General features: G+C 72.3%; 16 protein-coding genes and 1 riboswitch. Of the genes, 12 read left to right on the top strand and 4 right to left on the bottom strand.

Annotated elements, in window-relative coordinates; translation table 11 throughout:
- The first annotated feature begins 56 nt into the window (after window positions 1-56).
- Window positions 57-1091 (top strand): MBL fold metallo-hydrolase, encoded by a 1035-nt coding sequence (locus OG714_RS35635; RefSeq protein ID WP_406127263.1) that lies wholly within the window; start codon window positions 57-59, stop codon window positions 1089-1091.
- A 63-nt stretch (window positions 1092-1154) separates the two neighbouring features.
- Window positions 1155-1601 carry a nuclear transport factor 2 family protein gene (locus tag OG714_RS35630; RefSeq protein ID WP_406127261.1) on the top strand — a complete coding sequence of 149 codons (447 nt, stop codon included), beginning with the start codon at window positions 1155-1157 and terminating at the stop codon, window positions 1599-1601.
- On the opposite strand, the gene OG714_RS35625 is transcribed toward OG714_RS35630, so the two are convergent.
- Complete coding sequence (locus OG714_RS35625) at window positions 1595-3739, bottom strand: ATP-binding protein (RefSeq protein WP_406127259.1); 2145 nt, start codon at window positions 3737-3739, stop codon at window positions 1595-1597. The two genes, OG714_RS35630 and OG714_RS35625, sit on opposite strands and share 7 nt — an antisense overlap.
- A gap of 286 nt (window positions 3740-4025) precedes the next feature.
- Here OG714_RS35625 and OG714_RS35620 point away from each other — a divergent pair, with 286 nt between their 5' ends.
- Window positions 4026-5054, top strand: coding sequence for a PP2C family protein-serine/threonine phosphatase (locus OG714_RS35620; RefSeq protein ID WP_406127257.1), 1029 nt, complete (start codon window positions 4026-4028; stop codon window positions 5052-5054).
- Between the two features lie 31 nt (window positions 5055-5085).
- Here OG714_RS35620 and OG714_RS35615 read toward each other — a convergent pair whose 3' ends face one another.
- On the bottom strand, window positions 5086-5811 hold the full coding sequence (locus OG714_RS35615; protein ID WP_406127255.1) for an alpha/beta fold hydrolase: 726 nt from the start codon (window positions 5809-5811) through the stop codon (window positions 5086-5088).
- Between the two features lie 182 nt (window positions 5812-5993).
- Between OG714_RS35615 and OG714_RS35610 the strand changes: the two genes are divergently transcribed.
- Window positions 5994-6863 carry a helix-turn-helix domain-containing protein gene (locus tag OG714_RS35610; RefSeq protein WP_406127254.1) on the top strand — a complete coding sequence of 290 codons (870 nt, stop codon included), beginning with the start codon at window positions 5994-5996 and terminating at the stop codon, window positions 6861-6863.
- Here the strand turns inward: OG714_RS35610 and OG714_RS35605 are convergent.
- Window positions 6843-7544, bottom strand: a complete 702-nt coding sequence (locus OG714_RS35605) for a phosphotransferase (protein ID WP_406127252.1) — start codon at window positions 7542-7544, stop codon at window positions 6843-6845. The genes OG714_RS35610 and OG714_RS35605 overlap by 21 nt on opposite strands.
- A gap of 59 nt (window positions 7545-7603) precedes the next feature.
- Window positions 7604-7735: riboswitch (cobalamin riboswitch) on the top strand.
- Window positions 7736-7829: 94 nt separating this feature from the next.
- On the opposite strand from OG714_RS35605, the gene OG714_RS35600 reads away from it, so the two are divergent.
- From OG714_RS35600 to OG714_RS35565, 8 genes are all read left to right on the top strand, one after another.
- Window positions 7830-9077 (top strand): prenyltransferase/squalene oxidase repeat-containing protein, encoded by a 1248-nt coding sequence (locus tag OG714_RS35600; RefSeq protein ID WP_406127250.1) that lies wholly within the window; start codon window positions 7830-7832, stop codon window positions 9075-9077.
- Window positions 9074-9703, top strand: a complete 630-nt coding sequence (locus OG714_RS35595) for an SCO2322 family protein (protein WP_406127248.1) — start codon at window positions 9074-9076, stop codon at window positions 9701-9703. Before OG714_RS35600 ends, OG714_RS35595 begins: the two co-directional genes overlap by 4 nt.
- A complete protein-coding gene (locus tag OG714_RS35590) occupies window positions 9696-10904 on the top strand; it encodes an energy-coupling factor transporter transmembrane component T (RefSeq protein ID WP_406127247.1) in 1209 nt (402 codons plus the stop codon). The genes OG714_RS35595 and OG714_RS35590 overlap by 8 nt, the downstream gene beginning before the upstream one ends.
- Window positions 10901-12571 carry an ABC transporter ATP-binding protein gene (locus OG714_RS35585; protein ID WP_406127245.1) on the top strand — a complete coding sequence of 557 codons (1671 nt, stop codon included), beginning with the start codon at window positions 10901-10903 and terminating at the stop codon, window positions 12569-12571. Before OG714_RS35590 ends, OG714_RS35585 begins: the two co-directional genes overlap by 4 nt.
- Window positions 12568-13374 (top strand): ECF transporter S component, encoded by an 807-nt coding sequence (locus OG714_RS35580; protein ID WP_406127243.1) that lies wholly within the window; start codon window positions 12568-12570, stop codon window positions 13372-13374. The genes OG714_RS35585 and OG714_RS35580 overlap by 4 nt, the downstream gene beginning before the upstream one ends.
- Before the next feature lie 339 nt (window positions 13375-13713).
- On the top strand, window positions 13714-14130 hold the full coding sequence (locus OG714_RS35575; RefSeq protein ID WP_329248674.1) for a transglycosylase SLT domain-containing protein: 417 nt from the start codon (window positions 13714-13716) through the stop codon (window positions 14128-14130).
- Between the two features lie 71 nt (window positions 14131-14201).
- The gene (locus tag OG714_RS35570; RefSeq protein ID WP_406127240.1) at window positions 14202-14894 is read left to right on the top strand and encodes a YoaK family protein; all 693 of its coding nucleotides are present in this window, start codon (window positions 14202-14204) and stop codon (window positions 14892-14894) included.
- Between the two features lie 67 nt (window positions 14895-14961).
- On the top strand, window positions 14962-15546 hold the full coding sequence (locus OG714_RS35565) for a TerD family protein (RefSeq protein WP_406127238.1): 585 nt from the start codon (window positions 14962-14964) through the stop codon (window positions 15544-15546).
- Window positions 15547-15637: 91 nt separating this feature from the next.
- On the opposite strand, the gene OG714_RS35560 is transcribed toward OG714_RS35565, so the two are convergent.
- The gene (locus OG714_RS35560) at window positions 15638-16873 is read right to left on the bottom strand and encodes a cytochrome P450 (protein ID WP_406127236.1); all 1236 of its coding nucleotides are present in this window, start codon (window positions 16871-16873) and stop codon (window positions 15638-15640) included.
- Between the last annotated feature and the right edge of the window lie 220 nt (window positions 16874-17093).

The raw sequence follows: 17093 nt of genomic DNA, 5'->3' as shown, positions 1-17093 counted from the left end.
AGTTCCGGTCGATGGAGTCCACGTATAGTGACCGGAAGGCGGCGATTGGGGAGTCCATGACGTCCACGGGGCAGGTCCACGACCACGGCGGCGGCGTTCGTTCCATCGAAGTCCCCATCCCCGACAACCCGTTGGGTACCACCCTCGTCTACGTCGTCGACACCGACCGCGGACCGGTCCTGGTCGACACGGGCTGGGACGACCCGGCTTCCTGGGACACCCTGGTCCAGAGGCTGTCGGCCTGCGGGACGTCGGTCGACGAGGTCCACGGCGTGGTCATCACCCACCATCACCCCGACCACCACGGCCTGTCCGGGCAGGTGCGCGAGGCGTCCGGTGCGTGGCTCGCGATGCACGCGGCGGACACGGCGATCGTCCGCCGGGCCCGTTCGACCGAACCTGGCCGCTGGCTGGCGTACATGACCGCGAAGCTCACGACGGCCGGCGCCCCCGAGGAGCACCTCGCGCCCCTGCGCGCCGCCCGCCCGCGCAGCGTGCCGGGCCTGGCCCCCGCCCTCCCCGACCGCGAGATCGTCCCCGGTGAACTCCTCGACCTGGCGGGCCGCCGGCTGCGCGCGATCTGGACCCCGGGCCACACCCCCGGACACGTCTGCCTGCACCTGGAGGAGGACCATCCGGCCCGACTCCCGGGCCATGGACGCCTGTTCTCCGGAGACCACCTGCTCCCCGAGATCACCCCGCACATCGGCCTGTACGAGGACCCGGACGACACCACGATCGCCGACCCGCTCGGCGACTACCTCGACTCCCTGGAGCGGATCGGCCGCCTCGCCCCCGCCGAGGTCCTCCCGGCCCACCAGCACACCTTCACCGACGCGACGGGCCGCGTACGGGAGTTGCTCACGCACCACGAGGACCGGCTGACCGGACTGCTCGCCCTGCTGTCCGAGCCGCTCACCGCCTGGCAGGTCGCCGAGCGGATGGAGTGGAACCGCCCCTGGGCCCAAATCCCGTTCCAGTCACGGAACATCGCGGTGTCCGAGGCCGAGGCGCATCTGCGACGGCTGGTGAAGCTGGGCCAGGCGGAGTCGGTGACGGGGAGCGAGCCGGTGACGTACGTGGCGGTGTAGTCGCTTCGGCCCTGGGGGTAATTCGGTCGTGCTGCGCGGGGTGCGGCTGGTACCAACGACCCCATGGACCTGGACCCTTTGCAACGACTCCTCGCCGAACGCGCCTGCGAGCGCGTCGTCCTGGACTTCGTCCGCCGCCTCGATCTCGGTGAACCCTCCTCCGTCGCCGAGCTGTTCACCGAGGACGGCACCTGGGAGTGGCCGGACGGCGAGCGGCTCGTCGAGGGGCGGGAGGCGCTGCGGAAGTACTTCGGTTCCCGGCCCGCCGGCCGGCTCTCGCGGCGCCTGATGTCGAACGTCCTCGTCACCCTCACCACCCCGGACACGGCGATCTCGACCGCGTACTTCACGACGTACCGCGTCGACGGCCACCACGGCGGCCTGGTCCCCGCCGGTCCCCCGGTCCAGGTCGGGCACTACGAGGACAACTTCCGCGAGGTGGACGGAAGTTGGCTGATCACGAGCCGGACCCTGTTCCTGCCGTTCGGTGGACCGACCCCACGTCACTGACGGGTTCGCCTGCTTGTCGCGTACGCGATTCCCTCGTCGTACGACATCGCCAGGCCCGCCCGGTATCCCGTCTCGTAGGCGTCGTTTCCGAGGTGTTCGCGGACGCGGAGTTCGCAGGTGCGGCGGGTGGCGATGAGGTCCGGGGAGTCCATCTGGGCGCGGCCGGTGAGTTCCCAGAGGCGGGTGCCGATGCCCAGGAGGCGGGCGGCGCGGTGGGCGTCGCCGGCCGTCGCGACGGCGGCGGCCAGGATGTCGAGGGAGAGGGCCGCGCCGGCCGTGTTGTGCAGCAGGGCGTGGCCGGCGATCGAGGTCCGGGCGCCCCGCACGGCGGCCGGTACGTCGCCGCGCGCCAGGTCCGCGTGGGCGATCAGGCAGTCGGCGTAGGCCCCGCACCAGTACTCGCCCTGTTTCCGGCTCGCCGTACGCACCTCGTCGGCGACCTCACGGCCGCGCTCGTAGTCGCCGCGCAGGACGTGCGCGAGGGAGAGCGCGAGCCGGACCTGGAGCTGGGCGGCTCCGAACGCGTCGTCCTGTATGGGGAGTTGGGGTGCGGCGGCGAGGACGTCGATCGCCTCGGCGAGACGGCTGGTGAGGGCCAGCTGGCCGCCCCGCACGTACACGGCGGCGACCATGGCGACCGGGGAGCCCTGTGCGCGGGCCGCGTCGGCGCAGCGCACGGCCCAGTTGGCCGCCGCCTCCTGGTCGCCCTGGAGGATGGCGACGGCGCCGCGCGACCACAGGGCGAGGGTGCGGCCGTGGCCGGGCGGCGGGTCGGCGGCGAGGGCCTGGTCGAGGCAGGCCTGGGCCTCGCGGAGGTAGCCGCAGTGCCGCCACAGGAACCCGACATGGCCCGCCATCTCCACGGCCGCCGCACGGTCCGGTTCGGCCAGCGCGCTCTCGACCGCCGCGCGGAAGTTGGCGTGTTCGCTCAGCACCCGCTCGCACCAGGCGACCTGCCGGCCGGTGTTCCACTCGGCGCAGCCCTGGTGGGCGAGGCGGGCGTAGTGCTCGTGATGGCGGCGCCGTACGGCGCGTTCCTCACCGAGGGCGTGCAGCCAGTCGGTGCCGTACTCGCGGACGGTGTCGAGCATCCGGTAGCGGGCCGAGATGACGGGGTCGGGCAGCACGATGGACTGCGCGACGAGCCGGGCGAGCAGCCCGGCGATCCGCTCCGGGGCCAACGGGCCACCCGCGCACACCTGTTGGGCGGTATCCGCGCAGAAACCGCCGGTGAAGACGGACAGCCGCGCCCACAGCAGGCGTTCGAGCGGCGCGCAGAGTTCGTGGCTCCAGCCGATGGCGGTACGCAACGTCTGATGCCGGGGCGGGCGTTCACCGGGGGCGGAGGTCAACAGGTCCAGGGGGGAAGGGAAATCAGGGAGTGAGGGCAGGCGTTCGCCGAGGCGGGCGTGGAGTTGGTCGAGGGTGAGGTCGGCGAGGCGGGCGGCGGCGAGTTCGAGGGCGAGGGGGATGCCGTCGAGGCGGCGGCAGACGGCGGCGGCGATCTCGCGGCCGGCCACGTCGTCGTCGCCGAGCGGGCGCCCGGCCTCGGCGGCGCGCTCGGCGAACAGGGCCACGGCGTCACCGGCAGGGGCACTCCCGCCGGTACCGCCGTCCACGGGGAGCGGTTCGAGGTGGAGGACCTCCTCGCCGGGCAGCGCGAGGCGTTCCCGGCTGGTGACGAGGATGCGCAGCCCGGGCACGCGGGACAGCAGCGCGGCGGCGGCCTTGGCGGAGTCGGCGAGGAGGTGCTCGCAGGAGTCGAGGACGAGCAACAGCCGTTTGCCGTGGGCCCATTCGGCGATGACGTCGATCACCGGGCGGGTCGACTGGTCGGCGAGCCGGAGGGTCTCCATGACGGCGAGGTCGACGAGTCCGGGGGTGTGCAGGGGGGAGAGTTCGGTCAGCCAGACCCCGTCGGGGTAGGCGTCCCGGACCTCCGCCGCCGCGCGCAGGGCGAGCCGGGTCTTGCCGACCCCGCCGACCCCGACCACGCTCACCAGCCGGGCCGCCGGACCGGCGCCCGGGTCCAACACTGCCTGGAGCAGGGCGAGTTCGGCGCGCCGCCCGACGAAACTGTGGGTCTCGGGCGGCAGATTCCCGAGGTTCCCGGGGTTCGGGTGAGTCGTGTCCGGCACGAGGCCCAGTGTGTCCGTACGCCACCGGCTCCACGCGCGTGTCCCGGAACGCGGTCCACGGCTGCCCACAACAGTCGCAACACCCCCGAAATCGCCGTACTTCATGACCACTTGCAGCCCTGTTCCGACGCGTCGTGATCGAGAGGTGATCAACTCCCGGTTGGCGCGGGTGGGGAGACGGAATTTCGGCGATCGTCGTGGCGTGAACGCGATGGATGGAGGACGCCGATTCCGTGGGGCACGGTCGGGAGTCCGCAGGGCACCGGCCGGATTTCTCGCGGGCCCGGTGGGTTTTCTCGTCGCGCCCGTCGGGTGTCTGCTGGCGGCCGCGCCGGGACTGTTGATCGGGCGGGTGCAGCCGATCCTGCCGCTGCTGGCGATCGGGCCGTTGATGGCCGCGACGTTCCTGGGTGCCCGGCGTACGTTCTTCGTCAGTTGCTGGACGGTCCTGCTCGCGCTCGCGGCGGGGCTCGGCGCCGGGACGCAGGTGAGCGCCGGGTTCGCCGTCCGCTGGGGCGGGCTGCTGCTGGGGTGCGCGTGCAGCGTGTACGCGGCCTGGCAGCGCGGCCGGCTGCGCGAACGGCTCGCGGAGGCACGGGAGGTGGCCCGGATCACCCAGGAGGCGATCCTGCGGCCGGTGTCCCGCACCCTGTCCGGCACCCATGTCTCCACCCGCTACCACTGCGCGAGCCGTGAGTCGTCGGTCGGCGGCGACCTGTACGACCTCGCGGTGACGCCGTACGGCCTGCGTGTTCTGGTCGGTGACGCGCGCGGGCACGGGCTCGACGCGCTGCGCACGGCGTCCGACACGGTCACCGCGTTCCGCGAACTCGCTTACACGGCACCGGACTTGACGGCCATCGCGCGGGCGCTGGACGCCCGCCTCGCCCCCCGCCTCGCCCCCGAGGACTTCGTCACGGCGGTGCTGGTGGAGTTCGGCCCGGGTGAGGTGCGGCTGGTCAACTGCGGTCACCCGGCGCCCCTGCGCTCCGGCCAGCGTCTGGAACTCCTCGAACCCCGGGTCCCCGCCCTGCCGTTGGGCCTGCACCCGGACCCGCGCCAGTACCGGGTCCGCCTCCAGCCCGGCGACCGACTCCTCCTCTACACGGACGGCCTCACCGAGTCCCGCGCACCGGACGGCACCCCGTTCGCCCTCCTCACCGAGTCCGCGACGGCGCTGAGCGAAGCGACGCCGGACGCGGCACTGCACGCGCTGTACGAGCGGCTGCTCGCCCACACCGGCGGGCCGCCCACCGACGACCTGGCACTCGTCCTGTGCCAGCCGACGGCGGTGACCGCGCGGGTGCGGGTCTGAGGCCCGGCTTTCTCAGCCCAACCTGACTTTTTCAGCCCAACTTGAGGAGAAGCCCGGCGAGTTCGGCCGGTTTGGTGATCATGCAGTCGTGGCCGGCCTCCAGTTCCCACACCTGGGCCGGGGTGCCGTTGGGCTGGATCGCGGGGACGGGCCGCCGCTCGAACCCTTCCGGCTCACTGCCCACGCAGTGGATGTGGGTGCGGGGGATCGCGTGCGCGGCGGGGTTGTCGAGCCGGACCGGTTGCTGGAGGCACAGCGCCGACTGGTCCGAGACCATCGTGCGCAGCCAGGCCACGTCCGCCGGATCGGTGACCCCGAACAGGCCACCGGGCGGCGGGAGTTCGGGCAGCGGGGGAATCCGCCAGGGGGTGTCGGACCGCGCGGCCAGGTCGATGAGGACCTGGGTCACGGGCATGATGTCGGTCGCGCGCTCGCCGTCCACCGGGACCATCGCGTCCAGGTGGACGAGTTGGGCGATCCGGTCCGGGAGCCTGTTGGCCGCGCCCGAGACGACCAGCCCGGCGTAACTGTGCCCCACGAGGACCACGTCCGTGAGGTCCTCCTCGGTGATCAGAGCGACGACGTCGTCGACGTGGGTGTCGAGCCCCACGTCGGGGCCGAGCAGATGCGCCTTGTCGCCGTGCCCGGTGAGGGACGGGGCGAGCACCCGGTGCCCGGCCGCCGTCAGCAGCGGGACCACCCGCTCCCAGGCCTGCCCGCTGTGCCAGGCGCCGTGTACCAGCAGATACGTGGACATGACTGTGCTCCTCGGTGAGGTGACGGGGGTTGCCGGGCCGTGGTGGCCGACGCGCTGATCGGCACGCACCCGACCGGCCACCGACGACGCTGCCGCCCGGCCCGCGCCCCAGCCAGGGCCCCGCCGACCCTGGGGGTGACAGGACCAGGCAGCTCCCCGCCCGGCCGATCTACAGTGCGGAGATGGCCGACGAACCGAACCCGCTGGGCGAGTACGTGCGCGCCCGCCGCGAACTCGTCACCCCCGACCAGGCGGGCATCCCCGCCTTCGGGGTGCGCCGCGTGCCGGGCCTGCGCCGCGAGGAGGTCGCGATGCTCGCCGGCATCAGCGCCGACTACTACCTGCGCCTGGAACAGGGCCGCGACCGCAACCCCTCCGTGCAGGTCCTGGAGTCCATAGCCCGCGTGCTGCGGCTGGACGACGACGCGACGGCCCACCTCCTGCGCCTGGGCGCCGACAAGCCCCGCCGACACCGCACCAGGCCCCGCCCCCGGAAGGAAGCCGTCCCGCCGGGCATCACCAGACTCATCGCGACGCTCCCCCTCCCCGCCCTGGTGGAGGGCCGCTACTTCGACGTCCTGGCCGCCAACTCCCTGGCGACCGCGCTCTCCCCCCGCTTCACGGCGGGAGCCAATCGGCTGCGGTCCCTGTTCCTCGACCCGGCCGAGCAGGCGCTGTACCCGTACTGGGAGAGCGCCGCCGGAGGCATGGTCGCCGGTTTCCGCGAGTCGGTCGGCACCGACACCGACGACCCTCGTTTCATCGAGCTGGTCGGCGAACTCTCCCTGGCCAGCCCCCTGTTCAGCCGTCTCTGGGCCCGCCACGACGTCCAGGCCTGCGAAGCCGCCCCCAAGCACATCGCCCACCCCCAGGTCGGCGGCCTCCAGCTGAACCGTGAACGCCTGAGCATCGACGGCGCCCCGGGCCGGACCCTCGTCATCTACCACCCGGACCCCGGCACGGACAGCGCCGACAAACTCGCCCTCCTGGCCTCCGCCCTCCAGCCCCCGGCGGACGCCCCCAGCGCCCGCCTACGGCAGCGGCGCGACTGACCTGACCAACTCCTCGGCCTCACCGAGCAGTTCGACCTCACGCACACTCATGGTCGGATTCAGCGCCCGCCTCCGCCGCGCTTCCGCCAGGCCCTCCCCCGTGAGCCCGGAAGGATCGGCGAGCAGCGAGACGAGCAGCGCGCGGGCCGGTTCGGCGACCGGCTGATCGTCGTCCACGGCGACCTGGGCGAGGATGATCGCGGAGAGCCCCCAGTCCAGCCCGGGATCGCCGTCCTCCGCGGTGCCCCAGTCGATGACGCGGGGCCCGTCCGGGGTGAGGAGCACGTTCTCCGGGTGGAGGTCGAGGTGCAGCACCCGGGTGCCGGGTCGCCGGCCGGGGACGGCGTGCAACCGCCGTAGCAGAGAGGCGAGTACGGTCCCCGCCTCCCGCACGTCGATCGTGCCCGCGACGAGCGCCTCCAGCATGGTGGGCCCGGTCAGCCGCTCCATCACGAGATCGGTGCGTGAGGTACGCGAGGCGCGCGACGCGTCTGAGGCGCCCGCGTCCCCCATCCGCACCCGGGGCACGGGATAGCCGTGCGCCCGCACATGTTCCATCACCGCGCCCTCGGCCGCCGCGTCCCCCCAGTCCTCCCGGTTGCGGCGCAGCACCCACGCCTCGTCGATCTCGTACACGTCGGCGGTACGGCCGGAGCCGATCAGCTTCCCCGTCGCTGGCATGGCCAGAACCTACCGGGGACGGCGGTCCGGGCAACCCCCGCACACAGCGTGCGCCCAGGTTGGCCGTACAGTGGCCGGGTCGTCATCACACCCGTACGGGGGGAAGCCGGTGCAATTCCGGCGCTGACCCGCAACCGTGATCCGGTCCGTCAGGGCCGGTGAGCCGGACCGCCCCGCACGGCACGTGACCGGCTCACACGCACCGTCGAGGAATACGGAGCCGAGCCGCCCGGGGGTGTTCCCGTGCGCTGCCGTGCTCCCCCTAGGGGAAGGCACCCGCCGATCATGAACGTCCGCCGCAGCGCCGCGGTCCTGGCCGCCACCATCACCGTCACCGTGATCGCCGCCACACCCGCCGTCGCCGCCGGTCCGTCACCCTCGCCGTCCGCGGCGATACCCACCGGGCTCTACGGCACCTCGGATCCGGCCTACGACGGCGTCTGGCGCCAGTCCCTCGCCCTGCTCGCGCAGAATGCCGTGGGCGTGGAGCCCGCCGACGAGGCGGTGACGTGGCTGCTCGGCCAGCAGTGCGCCGACGGCGCCTTCGCGGCCTTCCGCGCGAACCCCGCCAAGGCCTGTGACGCCAAGGTCATGGTCGACACCAACAGCACGGCCGCCGCCGTACAGGCTCTCGCGAACGACAGCCGCGGCGACGCGGCCGTCACCAAGGCCGTCACGTGGCTGAAGTCCGTCGAGAACCCGGACGGCGGCTGGGGCTACTCCCCCGGTGGGGCCAGCGACGCGAACTCCACCTCCGTCGTCATCGGCGCCCTCGCGGACGCCGGGGTGACCGTGCCGAACCTCCGGAAGAACGGCAAGTCCCCCTACGACGCGCTGCGGAAGCTCGCGCTGCCCTGCGACGCGGGCACGGACGCGGGCGCCTTCGCGTACCAGCCCGACAAGAAGGGCAAGCTCGTGGCCAACGCGGACGCGACCGCCGCGGCCGTGCTCGGCCTGTACGGCGAGTCGCTGGCCGGAAGCCCGCAGGACGACGCCGAGTCGCCTGCGACGTGCGAGAAGTCCGGGGACGATCCCGAGCAGCCGGCGGACAACGGCGCCGCGTGGCTCGCCGAGTCCATGGCGAAGAGCGGCCACTTGACCACCTCGCTCCCCGGCGCCAAGCCCCAGCCCGACTACGGGAACACGGCCGACGCGATCGTCGCCCTGTCGTCCCTCGGCCTGCACGACCAGGCCGCCAAGCCCCTGCACTGGCTGGAGACCCACTCCAAGTCGTGGGCCGCGCAAGGCGGTCCGGCCGCCTACGCCCAGCTCGTCTTCGTGGCGACCACCGCGAAGGGCGCCGACGTCCACGACTTCGGCGGCCAGAACCTCGTCACGCTGCTGAACGCGACCGGCCCGGCCCCCAAGCGCATCGACGAGCAGCCCACGGCCGGCCCGGCCGAGAAGACGGCCTCCGACGACAACGACGGTTCCCTGAACGTCGCTTGGACGGTCGGCGGCGTTCTCCTCGTCGTCGCGATCGCCGGCTCCGTCCTGATCGCCCGCGGCCGGAAGCGCGGGCAGCAGCAGTGACCCGCCGCCGCCTCCTCCTGCTCCTCACCGCGCTCCTGCTCGCCCTCACCGCCAACGGCCCGGCCCAGGCCGCCGGTTACCGCTACTGGTCCTTCTGGGACCGCACCGGCACCCACTGGACGTACGCCACACAGGGCCCGTCCACCGCCCGCCCCGACGACGGCGCCGTCCAGGGCTTCCGCTTCGCGGTGAGCGCGGACTCGGCGGACGCGGCACAACCCCGGTTCCCGGCAGCGGACTTCGCGACGATCTGCGCCAACTCCCCGGCGGCAGACGGCAAGAAGCGCATCGCCCTGGTCATCGACTTCGGCACGCCGACCGACGCCCCGTCCGGCGAGACCCCGCCCACCCGCCGTACGGCCTGCGCGACGGTCGCCCCCGACGCGACAACGGCGGAGGCCCTGGCCACGGTCGCGAAACCCCTGCGCTACGACACGAACGCCCTGCTGTGCGCGATCGCCGGATATCCGCAGCGGGGCTGCGGCGAGCGGATCACCGGACAGAAACAGCAGAAGACCGCGACACCCCATCACGGCCCGTCGGTGGGACTACTCGCGGGCGCGGCGGCAATCGCCCTCCTGGGAGCGGCAGCGATATGGCAGGCCCGAAGGCGTCGGCATGGCTGAGCAGACGGGGCGCGGTCAACTCCGGCCCGGCAAGGGCGCCCTGAAGGGGCGCGGGGAACTGCGCGACCAGCCACAACGGCGCAGCAGTCAAACAACTACGACACACCACCCCACCCCCAACACCCCGCACCCCGGCGCCTGGTGGACCTGGTCCCTCGGCCTCGCCACCGCCGCCACCCGCACCACCAACCCCCTCCTCCTGTCCCTCCTCATCACGGTCACGGCCTACGTCGTGGCAACCCACCGCACAACCGCCCCCTGGTCCCGCTCCTACACCGCCTTCGCCAAACTCGCCCTCGCCGTACTCCTCATCCGCCTGGCCTTCGCGATCGTCCTGGGCTCCCCCGTCCCCGGCACCCACACCCTCCTCACCCTCCCCGAACTCCCGCTCCCCCACTGGGCGCAGGGCATCCGCCTGGGCGGCAGGGTCACCGCCGAGGGCCTGCTCTTCGCGTTCTACGACGGCCTGAAGCTGGCCACGCTCCTCGTCTGCGTCGGCGCCGCGAACGCCCTCGCGAACCCCGCCCGCCTCCTCAAGTCCCTCCCCGGCGCCCTGTACGAGACCGGCGTCGCGGTGGTCGTGGCGCTCACCTTCGCCCCGAACCTCGTCGCCGACGTCCAACGCCTGCGCGCCGCCCGCCGGCTCCGGGGCCGGCCCGACCGGGGTCTGCGCGGCCTGCTACAGGTCGGACTCCCGGTCCTGGAAGGCGCGTTGGAGCGTTCGGTCGCGCTCGCCGCCGCGATGGACGCGCGCGGTTACGGCCGTACGGCCCAAGTCCCCGCCTCGGTACGGCGGACGACCGCCGCCCTCACGCTGGGCGGGCTGCTCGGCGTCTGCGCGGGAACGTACGGACTGCTCACGGCCGAAGGCGGCGCGTACGGGCTGCCGTTGCTGCTCGCCGGGGTCGCCGCCGCGCTGGCGGGCCTGCGCCTGGGCGGCCGCCGTACGCTCCGCACCCGGTACCGCCCGGACCCCTGGGACCTGCGGGCCTGGCTGGTCACGGCCTCGGGTGCGGCGGTCGCCGCGCTGCTCACGCTCGCCGCCGTCCGCGACCCCGCCGCCCTCACCCCGGGCGTGATCCCCCTGACCGCACCGACCCTCCCTCTCTGGCCGGCGGCCGCCGTACTGCTGGGCCTGGCCCCCGCGTTCCTCCCGACCTCCAAGCCCTCCACCTCCAAGCCCTCCAGGGAGTCGTCGTGATCCGCTTCGAGGATGTCTCGGTGACGTACGACGGGGCGGACCGACCCGCTGTCCAGGGCATCGACTTCGAGGTGCCGGAAGGCGAACTGGTGCTGCTCGTCGGCCCGTCGGGAGTCGGCAAGTCCACGGTGCTCGGCGCGGTGAGCGGGCTGGTCCCGCACTTCACCGGCGGCACCCTGCGCGGCCGGGTCACGGTCGCGGGCCGGGACACCCGCACCCACAAACCGCGCGAACTCGCCGATGTCGTGGGCACGGTGGGCCAGGATCCGCTCTCCCACTTCGTGACGGACACGGTCGAGGACGAACTCGCCTACGGCATGGAGTCGTTGGGCCTGGCCCCCGAGGTGATGCGCCGCAGGGTCGAGGAGACCCTGGACCTCCTGGGTCTCGCCGAGCTCCGCGCCCGCCCCATCGCCACCCTCTCCGGCGGCCAGCAACAACGAGTGGCGATCGGCTCGGTCCTCACCCCGCACCCCAGGGTCCTGGTCCTGGACGAACCGACGTCGGCGCTCGACCCGGTGGCGGCGGAGGAGGTCCTCGCGGTCCTCCAACGCCTGGTCCACGACCTCGGCACGACCGTCCTCCTGGCCGAACACCGCCTGGAACGCGTCATCCAGTACGCCGACCAGGTCGCCCTCCTCCCGGCCCCGGGCGCGGCACCGGTCCTCGGCACCCCGGCGGAGGTGATGGCCGTGTCCCCCGTGTTCCCGCCGGTGGTGGACCTGGGCCGGCTCGCCGGATGGACGCCGTTGCCGCTCACGGTGCGGGACGCGCGGCGACGGGCGGGGGAACTGCGGGAGCGGCTCGCGGACCGTGAACCGGCGCGCGGCGCGGGCCCCTTCGCCGGGTCACTCCCCAACCCCCGCCCGAGCGGCTCCCGTTGGCGCATGCGCAAGGACGCGGCCCCAACTCCCGTGCACGCGGCGGAAGTCCACGCCCTCGCCGTCCGCCGGGCCCAGGTCGACGCCCTCCGCCGCATCGACCTCACCATCGCCCCCGGCGAGACCGTCGCCCTCATGGGCCGCAACGGCGCCGGCAAGTCCACCCTCCTCAACACCCTCGTCGGCCTGGTCACGCCCGCCTCGGGCTCGGTCCGGGTCGGCGGCCTCACCCCGCACCGCACCGCGCCCCGCGACCTCGTACGGCGCGTGGGTCTCGTACCGCAGGAACCACGTGACCTGCTGTACGCCGACACGGTCGCCGCCGAGTGCGCGGCCGCCGACGCGGACGCAGGCGCCGCTGCGGGCACGTGCCGTGCGCTCGTCTCCGGACTCCTCCCCGGAGTGACCGACGACATCCACCCCCGCGACCTCTCGGAGGGCCAGCGTCTCGCACTCGCACTCTCGATCGTGCTGACGGCCCGCCCGCCCCTTCTCCTGCTGGACGAACCGACCCGGGGTCTCGACTACGCGGCCAAGTCCCGCCTGGTCGCGATCCTGCGGGCGCTCACCGCCGAGGGGCACGCGATCGTCCTGGCCACCCATGACGTGGAGCTGGCCGCCGAACTCGCCCACCGGGTCGTCCTGATCGCCGACGGTGAGGTGATCGCCGACGGCCCGACGGCGGAGGTGGTCGTGGCGTCCCCGTCCTTCGCCCCGCAGACGACGAAGATCCTGGCGCCGCAACGATGGCTGACGGTGTCCGAGGTGCGGGAGGCCCTGGCATGAGGCCGGTCCCGCTCACCCCGCGTTCCACCGCCGCCCTGGCCCTCGTCACCGCCACCGGCTTCGCCGCCTTCACCTGGCCCTTCCTCGCCCCGCCCAGCTCGCAGGTCGCCGCGCACTCCCAGGACGCCCCCTGGCTGTTCGCGGGCCTGCTCGTGCTGCTGGTCGCCGTCTCGGCCGCGGCGATCTCGGAGTCCGGGCTCGGCCCGAAGGCCGTCGCCATGCTCGGTGTGCTCGCCGCGACCGGCGCCGCCCTGCGGCCCATCGGCGCCGGTACCGCCGGTATCGAGCCGATGTTCTTCCTGATGGTGCTCAGCGGGCGGGTCCTGGGACCCGGCTTCGGGTTCGTGCTCGGCAACGTCACGATGTTCGCGTCGGCGCTGCTCACCGGCGGGGTCGGCCCGTGGATGCCGTTCCAGATGCTGGCGATGGGCTGGTTCACGATGGGCGCGGGCCTGCTGCCGGGCCGGGAGCGCCTGCGCGGCCGTGGCGAGGTCGGGGTGCTCGCCTGCTACGGCTTCCTCGCCGCCTTCGCCTACGGCACCGCGATGAACCTGGCCGGGTGGCCCTTCATGGGGGCGCTCGCCTCGTCCGTGGCCTTCGACCCGCAGGCCGCGGTGCCCACGAACCTGGCCCGTTTCGTCGCCTACTGCCTGGCGACCTCCCTGGGGTGGGACCTCGGCCGCGCCCTGGTGACCGTGGTGCTCACGCTCGCCCTCGGGCCCGCGCTCCTCAGGGCGCTGCGCCGGGCCACGCGACGGGCCGCGTTCGAGACGCCGGTCACGTTCGACGGACCCCCTGTGTGAGGCGCCGTGCGCCGACCGTCACAGAGGTGGTGAAGCACCCCACATGACCCATGTCACGAACTACTTGGATTAGTAGTGTTTAGGCATGACATGTACGCACCCCAAACACCCGCTGACCTGGGGTTTGAGAGCCGTGTCACACAGTTCACCTTTCACCCACATGCGACCACAACTAGTAAAAAGGGTCTTTGCGGACACGGATCGAGAGTGCTTCTCTGGAGCAGTCGCACGGCGCCGACGAGTCCTCACGGGCCTCGGCGCCGACGCATTGCCACCGCCGCGCACCGCGTGACACCGGCAGGCGTACGACGCCTCTGTCCCCGAAGAAACAGGTTCTCCGTGTCCGTCTCCCGCATCGTCGCTCGCATCGCCTCCCCGAAGAAGGCCCTGACCGCCGCCGCTCTGGCCGCCGCCACCACCGGTCTCGTGCTGACCTCGGCTCCCGCCCAGGCCGCGACGACCTCCGCCTCCTCCGCTCAGTCGATCGCGCACAAGATGATCCCGAGCGCCGCGCAGTACAACGCGTTCAGCAAGATCGTCGAGCACGAGAGCGGCTGGAACGTCACCGCCACGAACTCCTCCTCCGGCGCCTACGGCCTGGTCCAGGCCCTCCCGGGCTCGAAGATGGCCTCGGCCGGCTCCGACTGGAAGACCAACGCCGCCACGCAGATCAAGTGGGGCCTGGACTACATGAACTCCCGCTACGGCAGCCCCACCGCCGCCTGGAGCTTCTGGCAGTCCAACGGCTGGTACTGATCACCGGCCCCACACACGCACCACACGGCGGCGGCCCCCGGCACACCGGGGGCCGCCGCTACATTGCGTTCATGGCCGAGAACACACCACCCCAGTCCTACGACCGTGAAGCGCGCGGGGTGCGGCTGGTGGCCGTGCTGCTGGGGCTGACCGTGGTCAGCGGGCTCATCGACGCCGTCAGCTATCTGGGCCTCGGGCATGTCTTCGTCGCGAACATGACCGGCAATGTGGTGGTGCTGGGCTTCGCCGCCGCCGGGGCACCCGGGTTCTCGGTGCTCCACAACCTCGCCTCTCTCGGCGCCTTCCTCGTGGGCGTGGTGGCCGGGGGCCGGATCTCGGTACGGATGGACACCGGGTCGCGGCGCACCTGGGCCCGGGTGAGTCTCGGCGCGGAGGCGGTGCTGGTGGGTGCGGCGGCCGTCATCGCCTTCGCCGCACCGGGGGACCATGCCACCACCTACCCCCTCATCGCCCTCACCGCCTTCGCGATGGGGCTGCGCAACGCGGCGGTCCGCACGCTCAAGGTCGCCGACATCTCGACCACCACGGTCCTGACGTCGACCCTGACCGCACTGGTCGCCGACTCGGTCGCGGGCAACGGCTGGGGCCCCGGTTCGCTCCGCCGCGGCCTGGCGGTCGTCGGCATGGCCGCGGGCGCGTTCCTGGGCGCCTGGCTCACCCTGCACCACGGCCTGCGCTACCCACTCCTGCTCGCGGCCGTGGCCGCCGGAGTGTTCGCACTGACCGCATCCGGCCGGGAGTAGCCCAAAGGCCGGTCAAGAAGGCAGAATTCGTGCGTCTCAGTCCCACGATCAAGAGGATCGATCACGCATGATCACGCTCACTAAGGAAGACGGTCCGGCGGATCTGGACGGAGTGACCCATCTGGAGATCGGGGCGTCCTGGGACCCCACCGTCGGCAGCAGCGGCGGCTTCATCGGGAAGCTGCGCCAGAAGGCCGGTACGGACCTCGACCTCATCGCCATCGCGATGCAGGGCCAGGACCCGGTACGGCTCGCGGGACTCGACTCCACGGACCCGCTGGGCAACGGCTCGCTGGTGCACAGCGGCGACAACCAGACCGGCAAGGGCGAGGGCGACGACGAGACGGTGACCGTCGACCTCGCGCGCATACCCACCAACATCACGTCGATCGTCTTCGTCGCCGCCGCCTACAAGAAGGGCAGTTCCTTCCAGAAGGCACGGAACATCGCCTTCAAGGTCTACGACGCGACGGGCGGCAGCACCCAGCAGGTCGCCGAGATCTGGCCCAACCTGCTCAGCGACCACAACAGCTGCGCGGTCGCCAAGGCGGTCCGGGACGGCGGGAGTTGGAAGCTCCAGGTCATCAACGAGACGGGGAAGATCAAGCAGGGCGACGAGCGGGAACTCATGAAGTTCGCCGTACGGAAGTAAGCCACGGGGAACATCGGTCAGGCGCGCGAGACGGGCCGGCGGCGCCGGGATGCCGCCGGCCCGAGCTGTGCGTTCACCTCGACCGGGGTCCTCAGCCGGCGGTCACCTGGAGCTCCTTGACACCGTTGATCCAGGCGGAGCGCAGCCGGCGCGGGTCGCCCGTGAGGGTCAGGTTCGGCATCGCGTCCGCGATCGCGTTGAAGATCAGGTCGATCTCCAGGACCGCGAGGGACTTGCCCAGGCAGTAGTGCGGGCCCCCGCCGCCGAAGCCCAGGTGCGGGTTCGGGTCGCGCATGACGTCGAACTCGTCCGGGTTCTCGAAGACTTCGGGGTCGTGGTTGGCGGAGGCGTAGAAGATGCCGACGCGGTCGCCCTTTTTGATCGACTTGCCGCCCAGCTCGGTGTCCTGGGTCGCCGTGCGCTGGAAGGCGTTGACCGGGGTCGCCCAGCGGACGACCTCCTCGGCGGCGGTCGACGGGCGCTCCCGCTTGTACAGCTCCCACTGCTCGGGGTGGGTGAGGAACGCGTGCATGCCGTGGGTGATGGCGTTGCGGGTCGTCTCGTTGCCGGCGACCGAGAGCATCAGCACGAAGAAGCCGAACTCGTCGGAGTTCAGGTTGCCCTCGTCCTCGGCGGCGACCAGCGTGCTGACGATGTCGTGGGCCGGGCACTGCTTGCGCTCGGCGGCCATGCCCATGGCGTAGGCGATGAGTTCGGCGGCCGACTCGGCGCCGACCTGCTCCGTGATGGCGTACTCGGGATCGTCGTACGCGATCATCTTGTTGGACCACTCGAAGATCTTGACGCGGTCGTCCTGCGGGATGCCGATGAGTTCGGCGATGGCCTGGAGGGGCAGTTCGCAGGCGACCTCGGTGACGAAGTCGAAGGGGCCGGAGTGGGCGCGGGCGCCCGCCACGATCGAGTGGGCCCGGTCGCGCAGGCGGTCCTCCAGCGCGCGGATCGCCCTTGGGGTGAAGCCGCGTTGGACGATCTGGCGGACGCGGGTGTGCTCGGGCGGGTCCATGTTGAGCAGGATCAGCCGCTGGGCGTCGAGCGAGGCGCGGTCCATGTGCTCGCCGAAGCGGATGATCGCCGTGTTGAGGGTCGAGGAGAAGATCTCCGGGTGGGTGGAGACGTACCGGACGTCGGCGTGCCGGGTCACGGCCCAGTAGCCCTCGTCCTGGAACCCGGCGATGTTGAGGGGCTGCGGTATCCAGCGCACCGGCTCGGCCGCGCGCAGTTCGGCGAACTCCGGTAGCGGGACGCGGTGGTGGAGCAGGTCCGGGTCGGTGAAGTCGAACCCGTCGGGGAGAGCTGGACAGGGCATGAGTGACTCCGGCTGAGTACCGATGGCTTCCGATGGATTCTGACGGTCCATCAGGAACGTAGGACGCCCGTGAAGGTAATAACGGGTTCTACAAGTCGCAAGAGGCACGGCAAGGCGAATTCCCTGCACGACCCTTGCGGTTGTGTACGGCCTGTCAGCAGACTGCACACAGAACTAGAACGCGTACTAGTTCTGCGTGGCGGGTGGCCGGGACGCCCGC

Source organism: Streptomyces sp. NBC_00989 (assembly GCF_045162655.1).
Lineage (GTDB): Bacteria > Actinomycetota > Actinomycetes > Streptomycetales > Streptomycetaceae > Streptomyces.
This window is presented reverse-complemented; position numbering and strand designations above follow the sequence as displayed.